Source organism: Clostridium estertheticum (assembly GCF_026650985.1).
Classification (GTDB): Bacteria; Bacillota; Clostridia; order Clostridiales; family Clostridiaceae; genus Clostridium_AD; species Clostridium_AD estertheticum_C.
In genome coordinates this window covers 1,651,694-1,670,759 of record NZ_CP086239.1, presented here as the reverse complement: position 1 = coordinate 1,670,759, position 19,066 = coordinate 1,651,694, and the positions used below count along the sequence as shown (strand labels likewise).

The window sequence follows — 19,066 nt, the reverse complement described above, 5'->3', positions numbered from 1 at the left end:
GGGAATAACAAATGAAGACATTTAACAACTTAAAAATAGGCACAAAAATATTATGTGGTTTTTTTATGGTGGCAATTATTGCTATGATAATTGGTATAATGGGTATTGTTAATTTAAATACTATATCTAATAAAGATACTGAAATGTATGAGAAAATGACAGTTCCAATGAGTAATTTGTACAATATGACAGAGGAATTTCAAAAAATGAGGGCAAATGTAAGGGATATAATTTTATCATCTGATGCAAAAGATATGTTAAATATTGAAGCTAAAATAAATGAAAATGGAGTAGTATATAATAAAAATGCAAGTGAATTTCAAAAAACATTACTATCTAATGAAGGTGTTGCCCTTGCTAAGACCACAACTGATTCAGTAGATGCTTATAATAAAATTGCTGCTGAAGTTATAATACTAGCAAAACAAAACAAAGATGTTCAGGCTTTAGCTCTAACGAAAAGTGAAGGATTAACTGCAAATGATTTGGTTATAAAAAACATGAAAAGTCTTACAGCTATGAAGGTAGGTCTTGCAAAAGTAGCTTCTGATTCAAATACAGCCACCGCAAACAGTTCAATAAAGTTAATGTTAATTTTTATAATAATTGGAGCGACACTTGCAATTGGTTTAGGAGTAATAATTTCAAAATCAATTACTAAACCAATAAAGAAATTAGTTGATTATGCGGATAGAATTGCACTTGGTGATGTTGATATAGAAATTACTGAATCGTAAAAGGATGAGACAGGAACCTTAATGGCTGCGTTTAAGAAAATGGTTGAGAATATACGAGAAAATGCAGCATCGGCAGAGAGTATATCTAAAGGAGAGTTTAATGTAGCTATAAATCCTAAATCTGATAAAGATGTACTTGCAAAAAGCTTAATTCTCGTTGTATCTGCGGTTAACAATCTTGAAAAAGAAACAAATATGTTAACAAAGTCATCTGTTGAGGGGAAATTATCTACAAGAGGGGATGTTCAGAACTTTAAAGGTGGGTATAAGAACATAATTGAGGGTATAAATAATATATTAGATGCTGTTATTGAACCTATTAAAGAGGCATCATCAGTACTTCAGGCAATGGCAAATGGCAACCTAAAGGTAAGTATGAAGGGAGATTACAAAGGGGATCATGCAGATATTAAAAATGCATTAAATGATACTATAAATTCTTTATCCTCTTATGTAACTGAAATTTCAGAGGTTTTAGATGAAATGTCTAATTCTAATCTTAAATTGTCTATTAACAATGAATATAAAGGAGATTTTGCGCAAATTAAGGATGCTTTAAATCTTATAGTTCAATCATTTAATGATGTATTTACAGAGATAAATAATGCTGCAGACCAAGTATCAGCAGGCTCAAACCAAGTTTCAGATGGAAGCCAGGCATTGTCTCAGGGAACAACAGAGCAAGCAAGTTCTATAGAAGAATTAACTGCATCTATAACGCAGGTAGCAGCTCAGACTAAGCAAAACGCAGTGAGTGCTAGCCAAGCAAACGAACTTGCACTTAATGCTAAAGATGGAGCAGTGCTTGGAAATTCTCATATGAAAGAGATGCTTAAATCTATGGAGGATATAAATGAGTCATCTTCTAACATATCCAAAATAATTAAGGTTATTGATGATATTGCATTCCAGACAAATATGTTAGCGTTAAACGCTGCAGTGGAAGCTGCAAGAGCAGGTCAACATGGTAAAGGGTTTGCGGTAGTTGCAGAGGAAGTAAGAAATCTTGCAGCAAGAAGCACTAATGCAGCTAAAGAAACTGCAGATTTAATTGAAGGGTCTATTAAGAAAGTTGAGTTTGGAACGAAAATTGCAAATAATACTGCGGAATCTCTTAATGAAATAGTTATAGGGGTATCGAAAGCTGCAACTCTAGTTGGAGAGATTGCGGCAGCTTCAAATGAACAAGCGACTGCAATATATCAAATCAATAAGGGCATAGAACAAGTGTCAGATGTTGTTCAAACTAATTCGGCAACTGCAGAGCAAAGTGCTGCAGCTAGCGAAGAACTTTCAAGTCAGGCAACTATGCTTAAAAATATGGTAGGAAAGTTTAGATTAAAAAGAAGTGACTCGACATCTTATAGTGAAGTATCTTTAAAATCTCAAAAAAATATAAGTTCGCCTAAGAACAAATCTCTAGCACATTCTGAGGCAGCAGCAACTAAAGCTAAACCTAGAATATCTCTTAGCAATAATGATTTTGGTAAATACTAAAAAATATATTAAGGCCATGGTTTGTAGTTCTAATATAGACCATGGTTTTTAATAAAATAAAGGTGATATGATGATAAAATTAAAGGAAAGCGAATTTAAAGAACTTACAGGTTATATGAAAGCAAATTATGGAATCAATCTTACAGAAAAAAAGCTTCTTATAGAGGGTCGCCTTAGCAATATGATTATAGAAAAAGGATTTACTAATTTTTCGGATTACCTAAAATTCGTTTTTAATGATCCTTCAGGAAATGAAATTAGTCTACTTATAAACAAGTTAACTACCAATCATACTTATTTTATGAGAGAAGTCGAGCATTTTAATTATTTTAGGGATACTGTTATGCATTACTTAGAGTCAACTTGTAAAAATAAAGATTTAAGAATATGGAGCGCGGGATGTTCAAGTGGTGAGGAGCCATATACCCTAGCCATGATAATTACAGATTACTTTGGAAATCAAAAGCCTATGTGGAATACTAAAGTACTGGCTACAGATATATCCCAAAAGGTACTAGAAGTAGCGCAAATGGGTGCTTATTCAAGGGATGCTGTAGATACAATACCCAAATATTGGAGACTCAAATATTTTAGTAAAGTTGATGATGAAAATTATCAGATTAGCCAGGAAATAAAGAATGAAGTAATATATAGAAATTTTAATTTGATGACTGAGGTTTTTCCTTTTAAAAAAAAGTTCCATGTTATATTTTGTAGAAATGTAATGATATATTTTGAGCCAAAAACAAAGATGGAATTAATAAAGAAATTTTATGACATGACTGAAATAGGTGGTTATCTTTTTTTAGGTCATTCTGAATCCGTAAATAAAAATGAAACTAATTACAAATATATTATGCCAGCTGTTTACAGGAAAGGATAGGTAAGAATGAGTATATTAAAAAAAATAAGGGTGTTAGTTGTCGATGATTCACTACTTTTTAGAGAAACGATAGCTAGAGGAATAGGTGCAGATAGGGGTATAGAAGTAGTTGGAACTGCAGGGGATGCATTCCAGGCAAGGGATAAAATAATAGAGCTTGAGCCGGATGTTATGACTTTAGATGTAGAGATGCCAAAGATGAATGGTATTGAATTTTTGAAAAGGCTTATACCTCAATATCCTATACCGGTTGTGGTAGTAAGTGCCGTAAGTGATAATGTTTTTGATGCTTTGAATGCTGGTGCAGTAGATTTTGTTACAAAAATTAATTCAATAAATGGTAGTAGCAAGGAAGTTTTTATAAATGAATTAATTATAAAAATAAAAATCGCTTCAATGGCTAAGGTGGGAAATATCAAAAAAGACATTATAAATAAGAGGCGTACTGATAAAATAAGATCAAGAAGCGGTGATACAATAATTGCTATTGGCGCATCTACAGGTGGAACACAAGCTATTCTTGAAGTAGTTAAGGGATTTCCTATAGATATGCCTGGTATTTTAATAACACAGCATATGCCTCCTATATTTACAAAAATGTATGCTGATAGGTTAAATAATCTTTGTCTAATGGATGTTAAGGAAGCTGAAACTGGTGATATCGTTCTTCCAGGGAAAATTCTTATTGCACCAGGAGATAGACATATGGAATTAATGCGTCGTGGAAATAATTATTACGTGGAATGCTCTACTGGCGAAAAGGTGAATGGACATTGCCCATCAGTAGATGTACTATTTAATTCAGTTGCAGAGAAAGCGGGAAGTGCGGCCATTGGAGTTATTCTAACGGGAATGGGCTATGATGGGGCAAAAGGTCTTATGAAAATGAAGCAAAGAGGGGCTTATACTATAGGTCAAGATGAAAAGTCAAGTGTTGTTTACGGAATGCCAAAGGTGGCCTATGACATTGGCGGGGTTATTAAACAGGCATCTTTAAAAAATATACCTCAGTTAATTTATTCAATTATAGAAAATGGAAGGTAATAGAGTAAATAGAACATATAGGGATGATTGTTTACATAAACTTTAGAATACTTTTAAAAAAATATTGACAAAAAAAAGGTCATAAAGTATACTAATCTAAAACATGGAAATAAATTTGAATATTGTGAAAACTGTGACAGGGAAAGTAGACATTCTTCATATTCTTAGAGAGTGGGGACGGTGTAAACCCATAAATGGTTAATGTTGAAACTCACCCTTGAGTTGTAAGCTGAAATTATATGGTTTATATATTATATATAAACCATATAGGGTAAGCCGTGCCGGTGTATATTAATTATACACCGTTATAAAACGAAGATATAAAAATGGGTGGTACCGCGATAGACTTTTCGCCCCAATGGGATGAGGTCTTTTTTTTATACTCAAAATTTTAATTTATATAAAAGTGAAGGGGGTACAAAAATGAAAGCTGCGGAAGCAATAATTAAGTGTTTACAAGAAGAAAAGGTGAAAATAGTGTTTGGTTATCCAGGGGTTCCAGTTGGTCCTTTATATGAAGCGTTAAGGAAGTCTGATATAGAACATATATTGGTAAGACATGAACAGGCGGCAGGACATAGTGCTAGTGGGTATGCTAGGGCAACAAGGTCTATAGGCGTATGTATTGCAACTTCAGGACCTGGTGCTATTAATCTTATAACGGGCATTGCAACTGCCTATGCAGACTCTATACCAATGATTGCAATAACTGGGCAAGTTAGAACAGACCTAATTGGAAAAGATGTTTTTCAAGAAGCGGATATAATTGGAGCAACAGACTCTTTCACAAAAAATAGTTATCTAGTTAAGGATGCAAAAGATATACCAAGAATAATGAAAGAGGCGTTTTATATAGCAAGAACTGGGAGACCAGGTCCGGTACTTGTTGATATACCACTAGATATTCAAAATACAGAAATTGAATTTGAATATCCAAGTGAAATTAGTATAAGAGGTTACAAACCTACTGTTAATGGAAATAAAAGGCAAATTAAAAAAGCATTAGAAAAGATTAAAAGTAGCTGGAAACCTCTTATTTGTGTGGGAGGGGGAGTCATGTCCGCCAAGGCTGAACAGGAATTAATAAAATTTATAGAAAAATCTAAGATTCCAATGGTACACACCTTAATGGGTAAGGATGGAATTCCATCAAAATATCTTTATAATGTTGGATTAATTGGGTCACATGGTTTTAAATATGCAAATAAAGCAGTAGCTGAGGCCGATGTTCTAATTCTTGTTGGTACAAGAGTTGCAGATAGAGCAACAGGGGGATCTAAGAGTTTTGGAAAAATGGCGGATATTATCCATATTGATGTTGATCCTGCAGAGATAGGTAAAAATCTTAGTGCTCTTATTCCAGTAGTTGGAGATTGTAAAAAAATATTACAAGAACTTACTGATGGAGTAACGCAAATCGATACAAAAATGTGGATGGATCAAATTACAACGTGGAAAAAAGAATATGTTAAAATTAGGGAAACTGGAGCAAAAGTAAATCCAAAATATGCTTTAGAGCTTTTATCACAAATGATAGAAGAAGATGCCTTGATTACTGCAGACGTAGGGCAAAATCAAATTTGGACCTCACATTATCTTGATATGGTTGGTAACAGAAGATTTTTAACTAGTGGGGGACTTGGAACAATGGGATATTCGATTCCGGCCTCAGTTGGCTGTAAGTTTGCTTTCCCAAAGAGACGTGTTGTTGCAGTAATGGGAGATGGAAGTTTTCAAATGAGTATGTCTGAGCTTGGAACTATAAAACAAAATCATTTAAATATAATATTCTTATTATTCAACAATTCAAATCTTGGTATGGTACGGGAGTATCAGAGCAATGTATATAAAAATACTTACGGTGTGAGTTTATGTGAAAATCCTGATTTTGTGAAGCTTGTAGAATCTTATGGACTTTGTGGAAAAAGAGTTAACTCTAATTCAGAATTAAAAGGAGTTCTTGAAGAAGCGATGGCAAGTAATAAAGCTTTTTTGATAGAATGTATTGTAAGCGAAGAAGAGAGTACCTTATAGAAGGGAGTGTAAATTATGAATAAATACATTTTATCTATTTTAGTTGAAAATCATTCAGGGGTTTTAAGCAAAATGGCCGGTTTATTCACACGTAGAGGTTATAATATTGATAGTTTAACTGTTAGTATTACAGATGATCCTACTATTTCGCGTATGACAATTGTAGTAAGCGGGGATGAACAAATCACTGAACAGATTGTAAAACAATTGAATAAACTTATAGATGTAATAAAAATATTAGAGTTAACTCCTGAAAAATCTGTCTCTAGAGAAGTGGCACTTATAAAAGTGACACTTGATCAAAGTACTAGATCTTTTATTATAGAAACGGTAAATATATTCAAATGTAATATTGTAGAGATGAATGCAAAGAGTATTATAATTGAGATAACTGGAAATGAAGAAAAGGTATCTTCATTCATTGAGTTAATGCGGCCTTATGGAATTAAGGAAGTTGTACGTACAGGACTTGCAGTGTTGCAAAGACGATCAGAAACAGATTAGCAATAATTTATAAAAAACTTGTGATCGCTCCATTCTCATGATAACCTAATATGAAATTTCTCGCATTTTAGGTATTAAGACGTAATGTGGTGTAATATAGTATAGAGTGTTATTGAATAATTTTCAATTGAGAATAAAATTTATAAAAATATAGTAGAAAGTATTAGTAACTAATTTATGAGAGGTGATATTTTGGATAATAACAAATTGATTCAGTTTAAAAAAACAATTCCTAAAAAATTAAGCAGTTTTATAGATCCAGAGCTATTTGTTAAATATGAAGTTAAGCGAGGGCTTAGAGATATTGATGGTCGTGGAGTTCTTGTAGGTTTAACGGAAATTAGTCAAGTGAATTCTTCTATAGTTAAAAATAATAAGACAATCCCTTCTCCAGGTGTTTTAAAATATAGAGGCATAAATATTGAAAGTTTAGTGGATGGCTTCCTGAAAGACAGTCGTTTTGGATTTGAAGAGACTTGTTATTTATTGCTTTTTAGTGATCTTCCGAGTAAAGGTGAACTTAAAAATTTTACGGATTTGCTTTCTAAATATCGAAATCTTCCAGACGATTTTGTACGAGATATGATACTGAAAATGCCGAGTAAAAACATAATGAACTCACTAGCAAGAAGTATATTAGCACTTTATAGTATAGACGATAAAGCAGAAGATACTTCTCCAAGTAATGTTTTGGAGCAGTGCATGAGGCTTATTGCATGTTTCCCACTTATGGTGGTTTATGGTTATCAGGCGTTATCACATTATCATAACAATAATAATTTAATTATTCGTAGCCCACTTGATGATTTAAGTACGGCTGAGAACATTTTGTACATGCTTCGTGATGATAGTAAATACACAAAACTTGAAGCTACAATACTTGACCTTGCATTAGTTCTTCACGCAGAGCATGGTGGTGGTAATAACTCCACATTTGTTACACATGTAATAACATCATCTGGTTCTGATACTTATTCAGTAATAGCGGCTGCACTTGGTTCTTTAAAAGGGCCGAGACATGGTGGTGCGAATATAAAAGTTGTTCAAATGTTTGAAGATATGAAAGAAAAGGTAAGTGATTGGAAAGATGACGCAGAGATTGAAAAATATCTATTAAAGATATTAACTAAAGAGGCGTTTGATAAATCAGGACTAATTTATGGAATGGGTCATGCTGTTTATTCTATATCTGATCCAAGGGCTGTTATTTTTAAAAAATATGTTGGAAGACTTGCAAAGGCAAAAGGTTTAGAGGATGAATATAACCTTTATGCAAGGGTAGAAGAACTAGCTCCTATTGTAATTGCAAGTGTTCGAAAGATTTATAAAGGTGTAAGTGCTAATGTAGATTTTTACTCAGGATTTGTATACAAAATGCTTGGTATACCAGATGAGATGTTCACCCCTATCTTTGCTGTAGCAAGAATAGCTGGCTGGAGCGCTCATAGGCTTGAGGAAATAATAAACAATGGTAAAATTATTAGACCTGCATATAAATGTGTTGCGGGAAGTAGTACTTATGTTCCATTAAACGATAGATAATAATGCTTCTTAACTAGCTAAACAATAAAAAGAAGGACAACCAAACTGTCATAGCGGCAGAGGAGTTATCCTTCTTTTATTGAGTAAAACTATTACTGCCTAATGTCTTAATGTGACTGAAATATAGAATTCTAAGGGAGAAAATTTATGACTAATGTATTTAATATTATAATAGGATTATTTGTTTTTTTTATATTGTGGGCTTTAATTGAAGCTCAAGTTTATAGAGTACGAAGAATTAAAATTAAAAATAGTAAGATACCAAAAGGATTTAACAATTTTAAAATAATTTTTATATCTGATATGCACTATGGGAGATGTTGTAGCAGCAAAAGATTAATAAATATAGTTAATAAAATAAATAAAATAGAGCCAGATATTATAATAATAGGTGGTGATTATTTAGATATTTCAGTAAAAAGTAAGAGGGATGTAAGTAGGTATTTAGATAAGGAGTTACAAGTACTAAAAAAATTAAAAGCTAAGTTAGGGATTTTTACTGTCCTCGGAAATCATGACTATTTTAAGGGGAAAGATTATTTACTAAAGAAACTTAATTCTAATTTATTTAAGATACTTAAAAATGGGAAAGAAGTGATAAGTAAAGGAGAAGATACTATAGAACTAATAGGCGTGGATGATTTACTTGAAGGAAATCCAGAAGCCAATTTATTAAAACAAACGAGCGATAATTTTACTATTGCTATATCACATAACCCAGATTTTTTTAGTGATTATAAAGATGTTATTAATTATGACTTGGGTTTTGCAGGGCATACTCATGGAGGGCAAGTAACAATTTTTGGATTATATGCGCCGTATACATCTTCTAAATATGGTCAAATGTATTGCAAGAAAATAATTCATGAGGAAAATAGAGATATATTATTAACTAATGGCATAGGTAATGGAATGTTACCTATAAGATTTTTTGCTATTCCAGAAATTGTAGAAATTGATTTAGAAGTCTAGGATATTGTAAAGTGTGTAAAAATCCCTATAGTATAAACATTTTTTCAAATGATTATACTATAGGGAACAGTTTGAATATTTATATTCATTAATAAATTTAAACATGTATTTCTTTGACTATGCTACTATTTCTTTAAGCAATTTTGAAAAGTATGCTGCATGTGATTTTTCTTCTTCAAGTATAGTGGATAATATTCCTGTAACATCATTTTGGGATACTTTCTCGTACATTTGTGTATAAATACTTATTGTAAGTTGTTCTGTTTTAAGTGAATAAGTAAGTGCTGCTTTTAAATCTTTGAAAGCATCTTTGGGTTGCTCTTTTTTATCAAAGACTTGATTTTCAATTAAATTTTTCAAGTATTTTGTTACTTCGATATCAAAAAGATAGGTAGAATCCATTTCTTTACCAGTGCATAAATCATTAAAAAGTTTTGTAAACCTTTCCTTATGAATAAATTCTTGACCGGCAGCAGCCAATAAAAATTCCTTAGTTTTTCCTTTTGTATAATTAGCTCCATTGATGTAAAAATCATACCCTTCTTCTTCCATTAATATGGCAATTTTCAACATTTCAAGACCGCTAAAAGTAGTATTTGTCATAATATCGCTCCCTTTCTATTTTGATTAATAGTATATTGAACATAAAGTTTTTTAAATTAATATTAACTTTCATCTAATATTAACTTTCTTATAATAAATATTCAAGACTATTTTGTAAATTTATTTTTAATTTATCGTTTTAGGTTAAAATAAAATGATAGTTATATTTGTACATTTTTCTTATGTATTTTTATAGGCATATATAATTTATAAAAATCAGCCGCCGTAAGGATTAAAGGTGGCCAATAATAGTTAATTATATCAATTATAATAAAAACCCCCTCATATAGAGTTTACTTTATTATTAATATAGTATTATTAGTGCAGTAGTGTGTTACTATAAGTGAAATTTAATTAAATGCAAGTTGAACTCTTTAATTTTTATGATATACTTGAAGCTGTAACTTTACGCGGCTCAAAAGTAAGAAGTAAAAAGTCTAAGTAGAATTTATTAATAAACTAAAAGATAGTTATACTTATTATAATGGAGGAATTATTATGAAAACGAATGAATTGCCAAAGTATTTTAAAAATATTGATGACGAACTGTGGTTTGAAGAAGTTGAAGTTGAAAAAAAAGATTTGAAAATAAGTTATAAGGTCAATAAATGTTTTTCTTATGCAAAATCCCCTTATCAAGAGGTAGCATTAATTGATACCAATGCATTTGGCCCTTGCCTTGTGCTTGATGGTGTAATGCAGACTACATCTGCTGATGGATTTATATATAATGAAATGATTACACATATTCCAGTACTTACTCATAAAAACCCCAAAAATGTTTTGGTAATTGGTGGAGGCGATTGTGGAGCGGTAAGAGAACTATCAAAGTATGAGGAGCTTGAGACAATTGATATGGTGGAGCTTGATGAATTGGTAACAGAGGAATGCATAAAATTTCTTCCAGAAATAAGTGGAGGTCCAAGTTTCGATAAAAGAATCAATTTTAAGTTCGGAGATGGAGTTGAATATGTAAAGAAGACTGATATTAAATATGATATAGTAATGGTTGACTCACCAGATCCTGAGGGCCCTGCTAAAGATTTGTTTGGAGAAGAATTTTATAAAAATGTAAAAAGAACATTAAAAACGGATGGAGTAATGGTATGTCAAAGTGAGTCTCCAATGATTCATCGTAACATAATAGAGAATACAAGAAAAATATTAAAAAACAATTTTAAAATAGTAAAAACATATATAGCTTTTGTTCCAACTTATCCAGGTGGTATATGGAGTTTTACAATGGCATCAGATGTGTATGATCCTAGTAATATGGACGTAAATAGATTACCACTAGAGACTCGTTATTTAACAAAAAAAATTGTAAAATCTTGTTTTGATCTTCCAAATTTCATAAGTGATCTTAAATAAATCACTTAACATGTTATTGCATTAAGTATATAGAGGTTAAAAATGACAACATGAAGGTGGGCAAAAATGAATATTTTTAAGAAGAAATCTTTTGAGCAGATGCAGGACGGAATACAAAAGTCTGGTTTAAAGAAAGATCTTACAGCAAAAGATATAGCAGCTTTAGGTATAGGGGCTGTTATTGGAGTAGGAATATTTGTTGCAACAGGCGCAGGAGCACATATTGCAGGACCAGCGGTTATTATATCGTTTGTGTTAGCAGGAATTGTTGCTTGCTTATGTGGACTCTGTTATTGTGAACTTGCAACTATGTTTCCCGTAGCTGGTAGTACATATTCTTATGCTTATATAGCATTTGGAGAAATAGTTGCAATGTTAATAGGGTGGTGTTTAACCGCCGAATATTTAGTTGCTTGTAGTGCTGTAGCATCAGGGTGGTCTGGGGCGTTCGTCGGTCTTTTAAAGACAGCAAGCATTAATCTGCCAAATATTATTATTTCATCACCAAGTAATGGTGGTATAGTAGATTTACCCGCAATACTAATAGTATTATGTTTAACCGTACTTTTGTGTTTTGGTATGGAGGAAAGTTCTAAAATAAACAATATAATTGTTAGTATAAAAATAGGTATAATACTTATTTTTGTAATAGTCGGAGTAGGACATATTAATGTTGCAAACTATAAACCATTTGCACCATTTGGGTTCAAGGGAGTTTTTGCAGCAACAGCATCAATATTCTTTTCTTACCTTGGATTCGATGCAATTGCAACTAGTGCTGAAGAAGCTAAAGATCCAAAGAAAGGCGTAGCTATCGGGCTTATATCATGTTTAGCTATAGTTAGTATATTGTATATTGCTGTTGCATTTGTACTTACTGGAATTGTTCCATATAATTCTATAGATTTACAAAATGCACTGCCTGCTGCACTGGCAACAATAGGAATAAACTGGGGTTCTATTTTAGTTGGAGTAGGTTGTATAGTTGGAATGATATCTACAATTTTAGTTGTGCTTTATGGACAGGTAAGAATATTTATGGTAATGTCTAGAGATGGATTATTACCAAAGCTATTTTCAAAAATCCATAAAAAGTATAAAACACCATACATAGCAACAATTATTACAGGTGTCATTGCTGCAATAATAGCAGGATTTTTACCATTAAATATTATTGTCCAATTTTTGAGTATTGGAACTCTTTTAGGATTTATAGTTGTAGCCTTAAGTGTGATAGTACTTAGAAAAAAGATGCCAGATTTCAATAGAACTTTTATGTGTCCATTTGTACCAGTAACACCAATACTTGCTATAATTTGTTGTTTGGTTTTATTAAGTAGACTTGGAATAAAAACATGGATAGGATTTATAGTTTGGTTAATAATTGGAATTATTACATACATAGTATATGGTAGAAAACATAGTGTTATTCAAAATGAAAATAGTTCAATACAGTAAAATATGATGAATAAATAAGCTTACCATTTAAAATAAATGGTAAGCTTCAGGTTGTTTACAAACCCAGTATAATTTTTTATTGTACTGGGTTTTTATATGCAATTATGCGATAGCATTTTGATTTATAGATAAATTAGTAACATGCAACAGGTTTTTAGTTATAAAATAAAAAAACATGGAAGATAGTAGGCTAGCTATCTTTTTCATATTTTGCACTGCTGCTGTAAGCAGACACTGCTCTTGCACATTTTCTAATCCGCGCATATGGCAATAGCGAAGCCCATGCAGTTGTTTAGAATCTGCGAAGCTTCGCTCTATAGTTTCTTTCCTTCTTCTATATATATTTCTACCCTTATCCGTTTTGGTAAACTTTACAACATCTTCTTTATACATTTCCCAAACATGTCTTCTAACAGTTTTAACCTTACTTTTATCAGAAAAACATTGAGTTCTATTTGGGCATTCTTTGCAATCTTTTGCATTCCCAACATACTCTTTATATCCATCTCTAGTTGTCGTTTTATAATGCAAAGCCCTTAAGTCAGGGCAAACATATATGTCCTTCTCTTTAACATATTGAAATTTATTTTTAGTGTACATTCCTTTTGTATGTGGAGACCTTCTATATCCCATTACAGATTTTAATTCTCTCTCAAATAGTTCTTTACATATAAGATTTGTAGCATAACCAGCATCGGCACCAACATATTTTGTATTAAAATTAAATTTTTTTATTTGCACATCCAATCTATCGATATAAGGATCAACATCATTTATATTTCCAGGAGTAACATAAACATCAGTAATTATATTGTGTTTACTGTCCACAGTTCTGTGATCTAAATAGGAGAAGCCTTCCGGCTTGCCATCTCTCATCATATATCCGCTGTCGGGGTCAGTTGTGCTAACTTTAATTTCTTTTATTATGGTAACAGGTTCTTTCACTTTCAAAGGTCTTTTACCGTGATTTATTCTATCTTCCTCTACAGCTTTATTAAGATCAGCTACATATTCTTTAGGTGTTTTTTCAACTTCAATTTTCACAAGCTTTCGCTTATTAGCATTTGCTTTTAGGTGTGTAGAATCTGTGTAAAGTATTTTACCAGTTACCATCTTAAGATTTATAGCCTTAAATACGACTTCGTCAAATATTTTTTGGAACACGTCAGTTCCTTTAAATCGTCTACGTCTATTTTGGCTAATTGTTGAATGATCTGGAATAACATCAGTAAGGCTTAGTCCTAAAAACCATCTATAAGCTACATTTACTTCAATTTCCTTTACAAGTTGTCGCTCAGATTTTATTCCAAATAGGTATCCAATAAACAGCATTTTGAAGAGTAAAATAGGATCTACGCCAGGTCTTCCATTATCTAAACAATAATATTTTTGAGTCAATTCTCTTATGAAAGAGAAATCCATGTATTTATCTATATTTCTGAGAATATGGTCTTTAGGAACTAAATCCTCTAAATATACCATTTCTAATTTTTGTTGTGTGAAGTTCTTTTCATTAATCATAACTAAACCCTCCGAATTATAAAGTTTGTATACTATATATATTCGACATTGATGTTGTAAAATCCTTTTTGAATATGAAAAAAAACACTCCAATTTTAAATTAGAGTGTTTTACATTTTATGTTTGTCAACAGTCTGAAGCTTACCATTTAAAATAAATGGTAAGCTTATTTATTTTAGTAAACTGTTTGAATGATAGTAAAGATGTATTCCTATCTTACTTAATGACAATTATAGGCTAACAATATTTTCATTTTGAATATTAACTATTTCCGCATCAGTATTATTTTCTATAAAAGTGATAATATGTTCCATTGTGGAATCTAATTGTGATGAGCTTCCACATATTGAAGCAATACCTATAACTATTGTTTGATGAATATCTTGTTCATCTACTTCTGATACTGATATGTTAAATTTATTTTTTAGTTTTTGAATTATACTTTTTACAACCATTCTCTTTTCTTTTAAGGAGTGTGACCATGATGCTCTTAGGGTGACTTTCATAGATAAGATTTTCATATAGTTCTCACCGCCAATTTTATTATAAGTATAATTTAGTATCAATTCGTCTATCGTAGTCTGACCAATTACCAGGTTCTGTTTTATCCTTCATTTGAGAAATTTTATTCATAGTAGCATCTGTGGAATCAGCAAAATTAACTATAAATGATTCTTCCATTTTCATGCCTCTTGGAGAACCAAATTCAGGTTTTCCGTGATGCTGAACTAAACATCCCTTTATCCTAGTAATAAAATCTTCAGAATAAAGTGATTCATTCTCTCGAATAGCTCTATCTAATAACTCTACTCCAATAACAATATGACCTTCCATTTCTCCTCTAAGGGTATATTTAAAAGGACCATCATAATATAATTCATAAATCTTCCCAATATCATGAAGTTTTGCTACAAGTACCGCTATTTCAGTTCGTGTACATTCATATCTTTCACAAAGTGTAGCAGTTAAATACATAACATTTAATGTATGTTCTGCAAGACCACCTATATAATTATGATGCATAGATACTCCGCCTATTCCTCTTTGAAATTTATCTAAGAATAGTTCATCCTTAAAGAAATAGTCATTTAAGGCTTTACCCTCATTTGAAATAATGTATTTTTCTGTAAGGGTGTCCATTTCATTCATAATATCTTCAATAGGTCTCTTTACAGTTGGTAGATAATCTGATAAATTATAATCTAAAATAAATTTATATTTTTTGACATCTAAGTTTTTATCTTTAAATCCTTCAACTTCTAGGACACTTCCTTCTGTAATATCACCATTTTTGCTAGGTATATTAGCTTTTACTTCTCCACTCTTATCTACCAAAATGCAGACAAATTTAGAAGCATCTTTGAACATTATTTTCATTACCATTAATGAAATTTTTATATTAGTTCCACTTTTTATGTCGTTTAAAAAATTCTCTTTTGTAATCATATGATCCTCCAAATTAAATTTATTTTTTTAATAAAGTAAGTGTTAAAATCTATTTGCGCTTATTACTGTACCATATTTATTTGTATCTGACTAATTTTCATTAAACGCTTACTATTTTTATAAACACATTACAATAATAATTGTAGAAAAAAGGTATTAATTTCATAATACATGGCAAAATAAAGGGAAAAAATATTATTGATATAAATAAGGAGAGGATTTAATGGAAACCCAGAAAAGTTTAAAAGTTATTCCTTTAGGAGGACTTGGAGAAATAGGGAAGAATATAACGGCTATTGAATACGCGGATGAAATCATTGTTATAGACTGTGGTGTATCATTCCCTGATGAGGAAATGTATGGTGTAGATTTAGTAATTCCAGATATAACTTATTTGAAGAATAATGAGGAAAAGGTAAAAGGATTTTTCCTAACGCATGGTCATGAAGATCATATAGGTTCGGTGCCATTCATTCTAAAACAATTAAATGTACCTATTTATGGTACTAAGTTAACATTAGGATTAATTGAAAATAAACTAAGGGAACACAATATGTTGCAATATTGTGAGCTTCACATTGTAAATGCTGGGGAAACAATAGAACTGCAAAATTTTAAAATTGAGTTTATAAGAGTTACCCACAGCATAGCTGATTCTTGTGCTATTGCTATCCATTCACCAATAGGCGTTATATTGCATACTGGTGATTTTAAAATTGATTATACCCCAATTGATGGACTCGTAATGGACTTAGAACGTATCTCCAATCTAGGTAAAGATGGTGTTCTGCTTCTTATGGCTGACAGCACAAATGTTGAGCGCGAAGGGCACTCAATTTCTGAAAAAACTATTGGAAAGACTCTAACTAGAATATTTTCCGGCGCGGAGGGTAGAGTTATTGTAGCCACATTTGCTTCAAATATTCATAGAATTCAACAGATTGCAGATGCATCTGTGAGATATAATAGAAAAATTGTATTTAGTGGAAGGAGTATGGACAATATCTCACAAGTAGCTATAGATCTTGGATATCTTCATATACCAGAAGATTACATTATTGATGTAGATGAAATGCGTAATTACGAAAATAAAGATATTACAATAATAACTACGGGAAGTCAGGGAGAACCTATGGCAGGACTTGCTAGGATGGCTTTTGCTACTCATAGAAAAATAACTATTGAACCTGAGGACTTATTTATTATTTCAGCATCTCCAATTCCAGGTAATGAAAAACTTATTTCAAGGGTTATAAATGAGTTATTCAAAAGAGGGGCAGAGGTCATTTATGAGGATTTAGAAGAAGTACATGTATCCGGGCATGCATATCAAGAAGAATTGAAATTAATTCATGCATTAGTTCATCCTAAATATTTTATGCCAGTCCATGGTGAATTTAGACATTTAAGAAAACATGCTAAGTTAGCACAGAAATTAGGTATGAAAAGTAAAGATATATTTACTATGGAGACAGGGCAAGTTTTAGAACTTACAAAGGATGAAGCGAAGATTACAGGGAGGGTACATACTGGATCCGTATTTGTTGATGGACTTGGAGTGGGAGATGTTGGAAACATAGTACTTAGAGATAGAAAACATTTAGCAGAAGACGGCATGCTCACAGTAGTGGTTACATTAGAGCGAGAATCTTATAGTATTATTGCAGGACCTGATATAATCACTCGGGGATTTGTATATGCAAAGGAGTCGGATGTTTTGATTAATGAAGTGAAAGAGATTGTTAGGATTGAACTTAATAAGTGCTTAGAGAATAAAGTTATTGAATGGAATGTATTAAAATTTAACATGAAAAAATCTGTAGAGCGATATTTATATGAAAAAACAAATCGTAGGCCAATTATTCTTCCAATTATCATGGAGATATAAGTAAAAAATTACTTAATACATATTAATATTATCTTAAGTGCTTTCGTTTTAGTAAGTATATTAAGGTTTTAAATAGTTAAAACTAGCTAAGTGAAAATATTAGAGTTTGTTTATTACTATTTATTAACATGAAAATAAGGAGGATTTTAATGAATAGAGTTCAAAAAAAAATTGAAGATGTAATGGAATCAATAGAAGAATCAAATTTCTATAAGTGTAAAACAAGAAGAGATTTAAAAAAAGTAGCAAAAGCATTAGTTGAAACAAATGGAATCGTACCTGATTTTTCAAAGTATAATTTAGATACAAAACATTGGAAGAGTGCTGAAAAATTTATTTAAATACTCTAATTAAGAGCCACTATAAAAGTTATAGTGGCTCTTAATTTAAATTTATTATATTTCATATTTTTTAAATTAATATTTTTTGTTTAGATTAAATGGTGAAACTAGGTAAATATACTTGAAATTTTAGTCATAACAGTATAAAATGAATGAAATAATAATAAATACTGTCGGATTAGGGGGCAACTATATGAATTTTTTTTATGTAAGAGGTAAAGAAACAGTTGTAAATAGTTATGTTTGAAATTAAAGTACCTGCCACAAGTGCAAATATGGGGCCAGGACTTGATACTCTCGGGGTTGCGTTTAAACTATACAATAGATTTATAGTAGAAGAGATAGAATCTGGGCTTGAAATTTTTGGGTGTAATAAGGAATTTGCAAATAATAATAACTTAGTTTATACTTCAATGTTAAAAACCTTTAAAAAACTACAAAAGGATCCCAAAGGTGTTAGATTAACTTTTAAAACGGAAATACCTGTTAGTGGAGGGCTTGGAAGTAGTGCTACATGTATATTGGCGGGGATTACAGCTGCTAATAAGTTATGTGGAGATGTTTTAACAAAACAAGAGGTCCTAAATTATGCTTGCGAAATTGAAGGACATCCGGATAATATTACTCCTGCAATGATTGGTGGCATGACTGTTTCAATTATGAATGAAGGAGCTAATCATTATAATAAAATTCCAATTAATGGGAGTATAAAATTTTGTGCATTAATCCCTAAGTTACAGTTATCAACTAAGTCTTCAAGAGCAGTGCTACCAGAAACAATACCTTTTAAAGATGCTGTGTATAATGTAGGTATGGTTTCGATGCTTATTGTATCACTTGTTAATGGTGATTATGAAGGTGTAAAGCTTGCTTGCAAAGATAAACTTCATCAGCCATATAGAATGGGGTTAATAAAAAATTACTCGCAAATTTCAAGTTTTGTTAAAGAAAGTGAAGCTTTGGGCGTATTTCTTAGTGGTGCTGGACCAACGATTATGGTAATGCTTAAAAAAGATGATAGTAATACTGAAGGAAAACTAAAAGAATTTTTAAAGGGCTTATCAGGAAGCTGGGAAACTCTAAATTTAGAAATTGATGAGGATGGTTTGAATATAGAAAATATTTAAATAATAATTTTATTACATAATAATTCACTTGCAACTTACGTTACGTAATGATGTATATTTACCTTATACAATTTATAATTTATAGAATGTACAAAAAG

Annotated in this window: 15 protein-coding genes, 1 pseudogene and 1 other annotated feature; of the genes and pseudogenes, 12 read left to right on the top strand and 4 right to left on the bottom strand. The window is 31.3% G+C overall.

Translation table 11 applies throughout. The features are described 5' to 3' along the window. Positions 1-11: 11 nt before the first annotated feature. The 7 genes and pseudogenes from LL038_RS08245 (at position 12) to LL038_RS08215 (ending at position 9,213) form a co-directional block, all read left to right on the top strand. Positions 12-2,234 (top strand): annotated as a pseudogene (locus LL038_RS08245) (HAMP domain-containing methyl-accepting chemotaxis protein). A 70-nt stretch (positions 2,235-2,304) separates the two neighbouring features. Continuing rightward, positions 2,305-3,117 (top strand): CheR family methyltransferase, encoded by an 813-nt coding sequence (locus LL038_RS08240; RefSeq protein ID WP_216125268.1) that lies wholly within the window; start codon positions 2,305-2,307, stop codon positions 3,115-3,117. Between the two features lie 6 nt (positions 3,118-3,123). Next, positions 3,124-4,161 (top strand): protein-glutamate methylesterase/protein-glutamine glutaminase, encoded by a 1,038-nt coding sequence (locus tag LL038_RS08235; RefSeq protein WP_216125252.1) that lies wholly within the window; start codon positions 3,124-3,126, stop codon positions 4,159-4,161. A 124-nt stretch (positions 4,162-4,285) separates the two neighbouring features. Further along, positions 4,286-4,522 (top strand) — a binding site (T-box leader). A gap of 62 nt (positions 4,523-4,584) precedes the next feature. Next, complete coding sequence (gene ilvB, locus LL038_RS08230; RefSeq protein WP_216125253.1) at positions 4,585-6,195, top strand: biosynthetic-type acetolactate synthase large subunit; 1,611 nt, start codon at positions 4,585-4,587, stop codon at positions 6,193-6,195. A gap of 15 nt (positions 6,196-6,210) precedes the next feature. After that, positions 6,211-6,699, top strand: a complete 489-nt coding sequence (gene ilvN / locus LL038_RS08225) for an acetolactate synthase small subunit (protein ID WP_216125254.1) — start codon at positions 6,211-6,213, stop codon at positions 6,697-6,699. Positions 6,700-6,891: 192 nt separating this feature from the next. Beyond that, positions 6,892-8,241 (top strand): citrate/2-methylcitrate synthase, encoded by a 1,350-nt coding sequence (locus tag LL038_RS08220; protein ID WP_375293026.1) that lies wholly within the window; start codon positions 6,892-6,894, stop codon positions 8,239-8,241. A gap of 147 nt (positions 8,242-8,388) precedes the next feature. Next, positions 8,389-9,213, top strand: coding sequence for a metallophosphoesterase (locus LL038_RS08215; protein ID WP_216125256.1), 825 nt, complete (start codon positions 8,389-8,391; stop codon positions 9,211-9,213). Positions 9,214-9,330: 117 nt separating this feature from the next. Here the strand turns inward: LL038_RS08215 and LL038_RS08210 are convergent, their stop codons facing one another. Further along, complete coding sequence (locus LL038_RS08210) at positions 9,331-9,816, bottom strand: ferritin family protein (RefSeq protein WP_216125257.1); 486 nt, start codon at positions 9,814-9,816, stop codon at positions 9,331-9,333. 498 nt (positions 9,817-10,314) lie between these two features. On the opposite strand from LL038_RS08210, the gene speE reads away from it, so the two are divergent. After that, on the top strand, positions 10,315-11,187 hold the full coding sequence (gene speE, locus LL038_RS08205) for a polyamine aminopropyltransferase (protein WP_216125258.1): 873 nt from the start codon (positions 10,315-10,317) through the stop codon (positions 11,185-11,187). 66 nt (positions 11,188-11,253) lie between these two features. Next, a complete protein-coding gene (locus LL038_RS08200) occupies positions 11,254-12,645 on the top strand; it encodes an amino acid permease (RefSeq protein WP_216125260.1) in 1,392 nt (463 codons plus the stop codon). Between the two features lie 102 nt (positions 12,646-12,747). Here LL038_RS08200 and LL038_RS08195 read toward each other — a convergent pair whose 3' ends face one another. The 3 genes from LL038_RS08195 to LL038_RS08185 form a co-directional block, all read right to left on the bottom strand. Next, positions 12,748-14,166, bottom strand: a complete 1,419-nt coding sequence (locus tag LL038_RS08195; protein ID WP_253200382.1) for an IS1182 family transposase — start codon at positions 14,164-14,166, stop codon at positions 12,748-12,750. A 230-nt stretch (positions 14,167-14,396) separates the two neighbouring features. After that, a complete protein-coding gene (locus tag LL038_RS08190; protein ID WP_216126445.1) occupies positions 14,397-14,687 on the bottom strand; it encodes a DUF503 domain-containing protein in 291 nt (96 codons plus the stop codon). 22 nt (positions 14,688-14,709) lie between these two features. Continuing rightward, a complete protein-coding gene (locus LL038_RS08185; RefSeq protein ID WP_216126448.1) occupies positions 14,710-15,612 on the bottom strand; it encodes a 3'-5' exoribonuclease YhaM family protein in 903 nt (300 codons plus the stop codon). A gap of 223 nt (positions 15,613-15,835) precedes the next feature. Here LL038_RS08185 and LL038_RS08180 point away from each other — a divergent pair, with 223 nt between their 5' ends. From LL038_RS08180 to thrB, 3 genes are all read left to right on the top strand, one after another. Then, positions 15,836-17,500 carry a ribonuclease J gene (locus tag LL038_RS08180; protein ID WP_216126450.1) on the top strand — a complete coding sequence of 555 codons (1,665 nt, stop codon included), beginning with the start codon at positions 15,836-15,838 and terminating at the stop codon, positions 17,498-17,500. Positions 17,501-17,649: 149 nt separating this feature from the next. Further along, positions 17,650-17,841: a hypothetical protein gene (locus tag LL038_RS08175; protein ID WP_216126453.1), complete on the top strand. Its 192-nt coding sequence runs from the start codon at positions 17,650-17,652 to the stop codon at positions 17,839-17,841. Positions 17,842-18,080: 239 nt separating this feature from the next. Beyond that, the gene (thrB, locus tag LL038_RS08170; protein ID WP_216126456.1) at positions 18,081-18,968 is read left to right on the top strand and encodes a homoserine kinase; all 888 of its coding nucleotides are present in this window, start codon (positions 18,081-18,083) and stop codon (positions 18,966-18,968) included. Positions 18,969-19,066 lie beyond the last annotated feature (98 nt).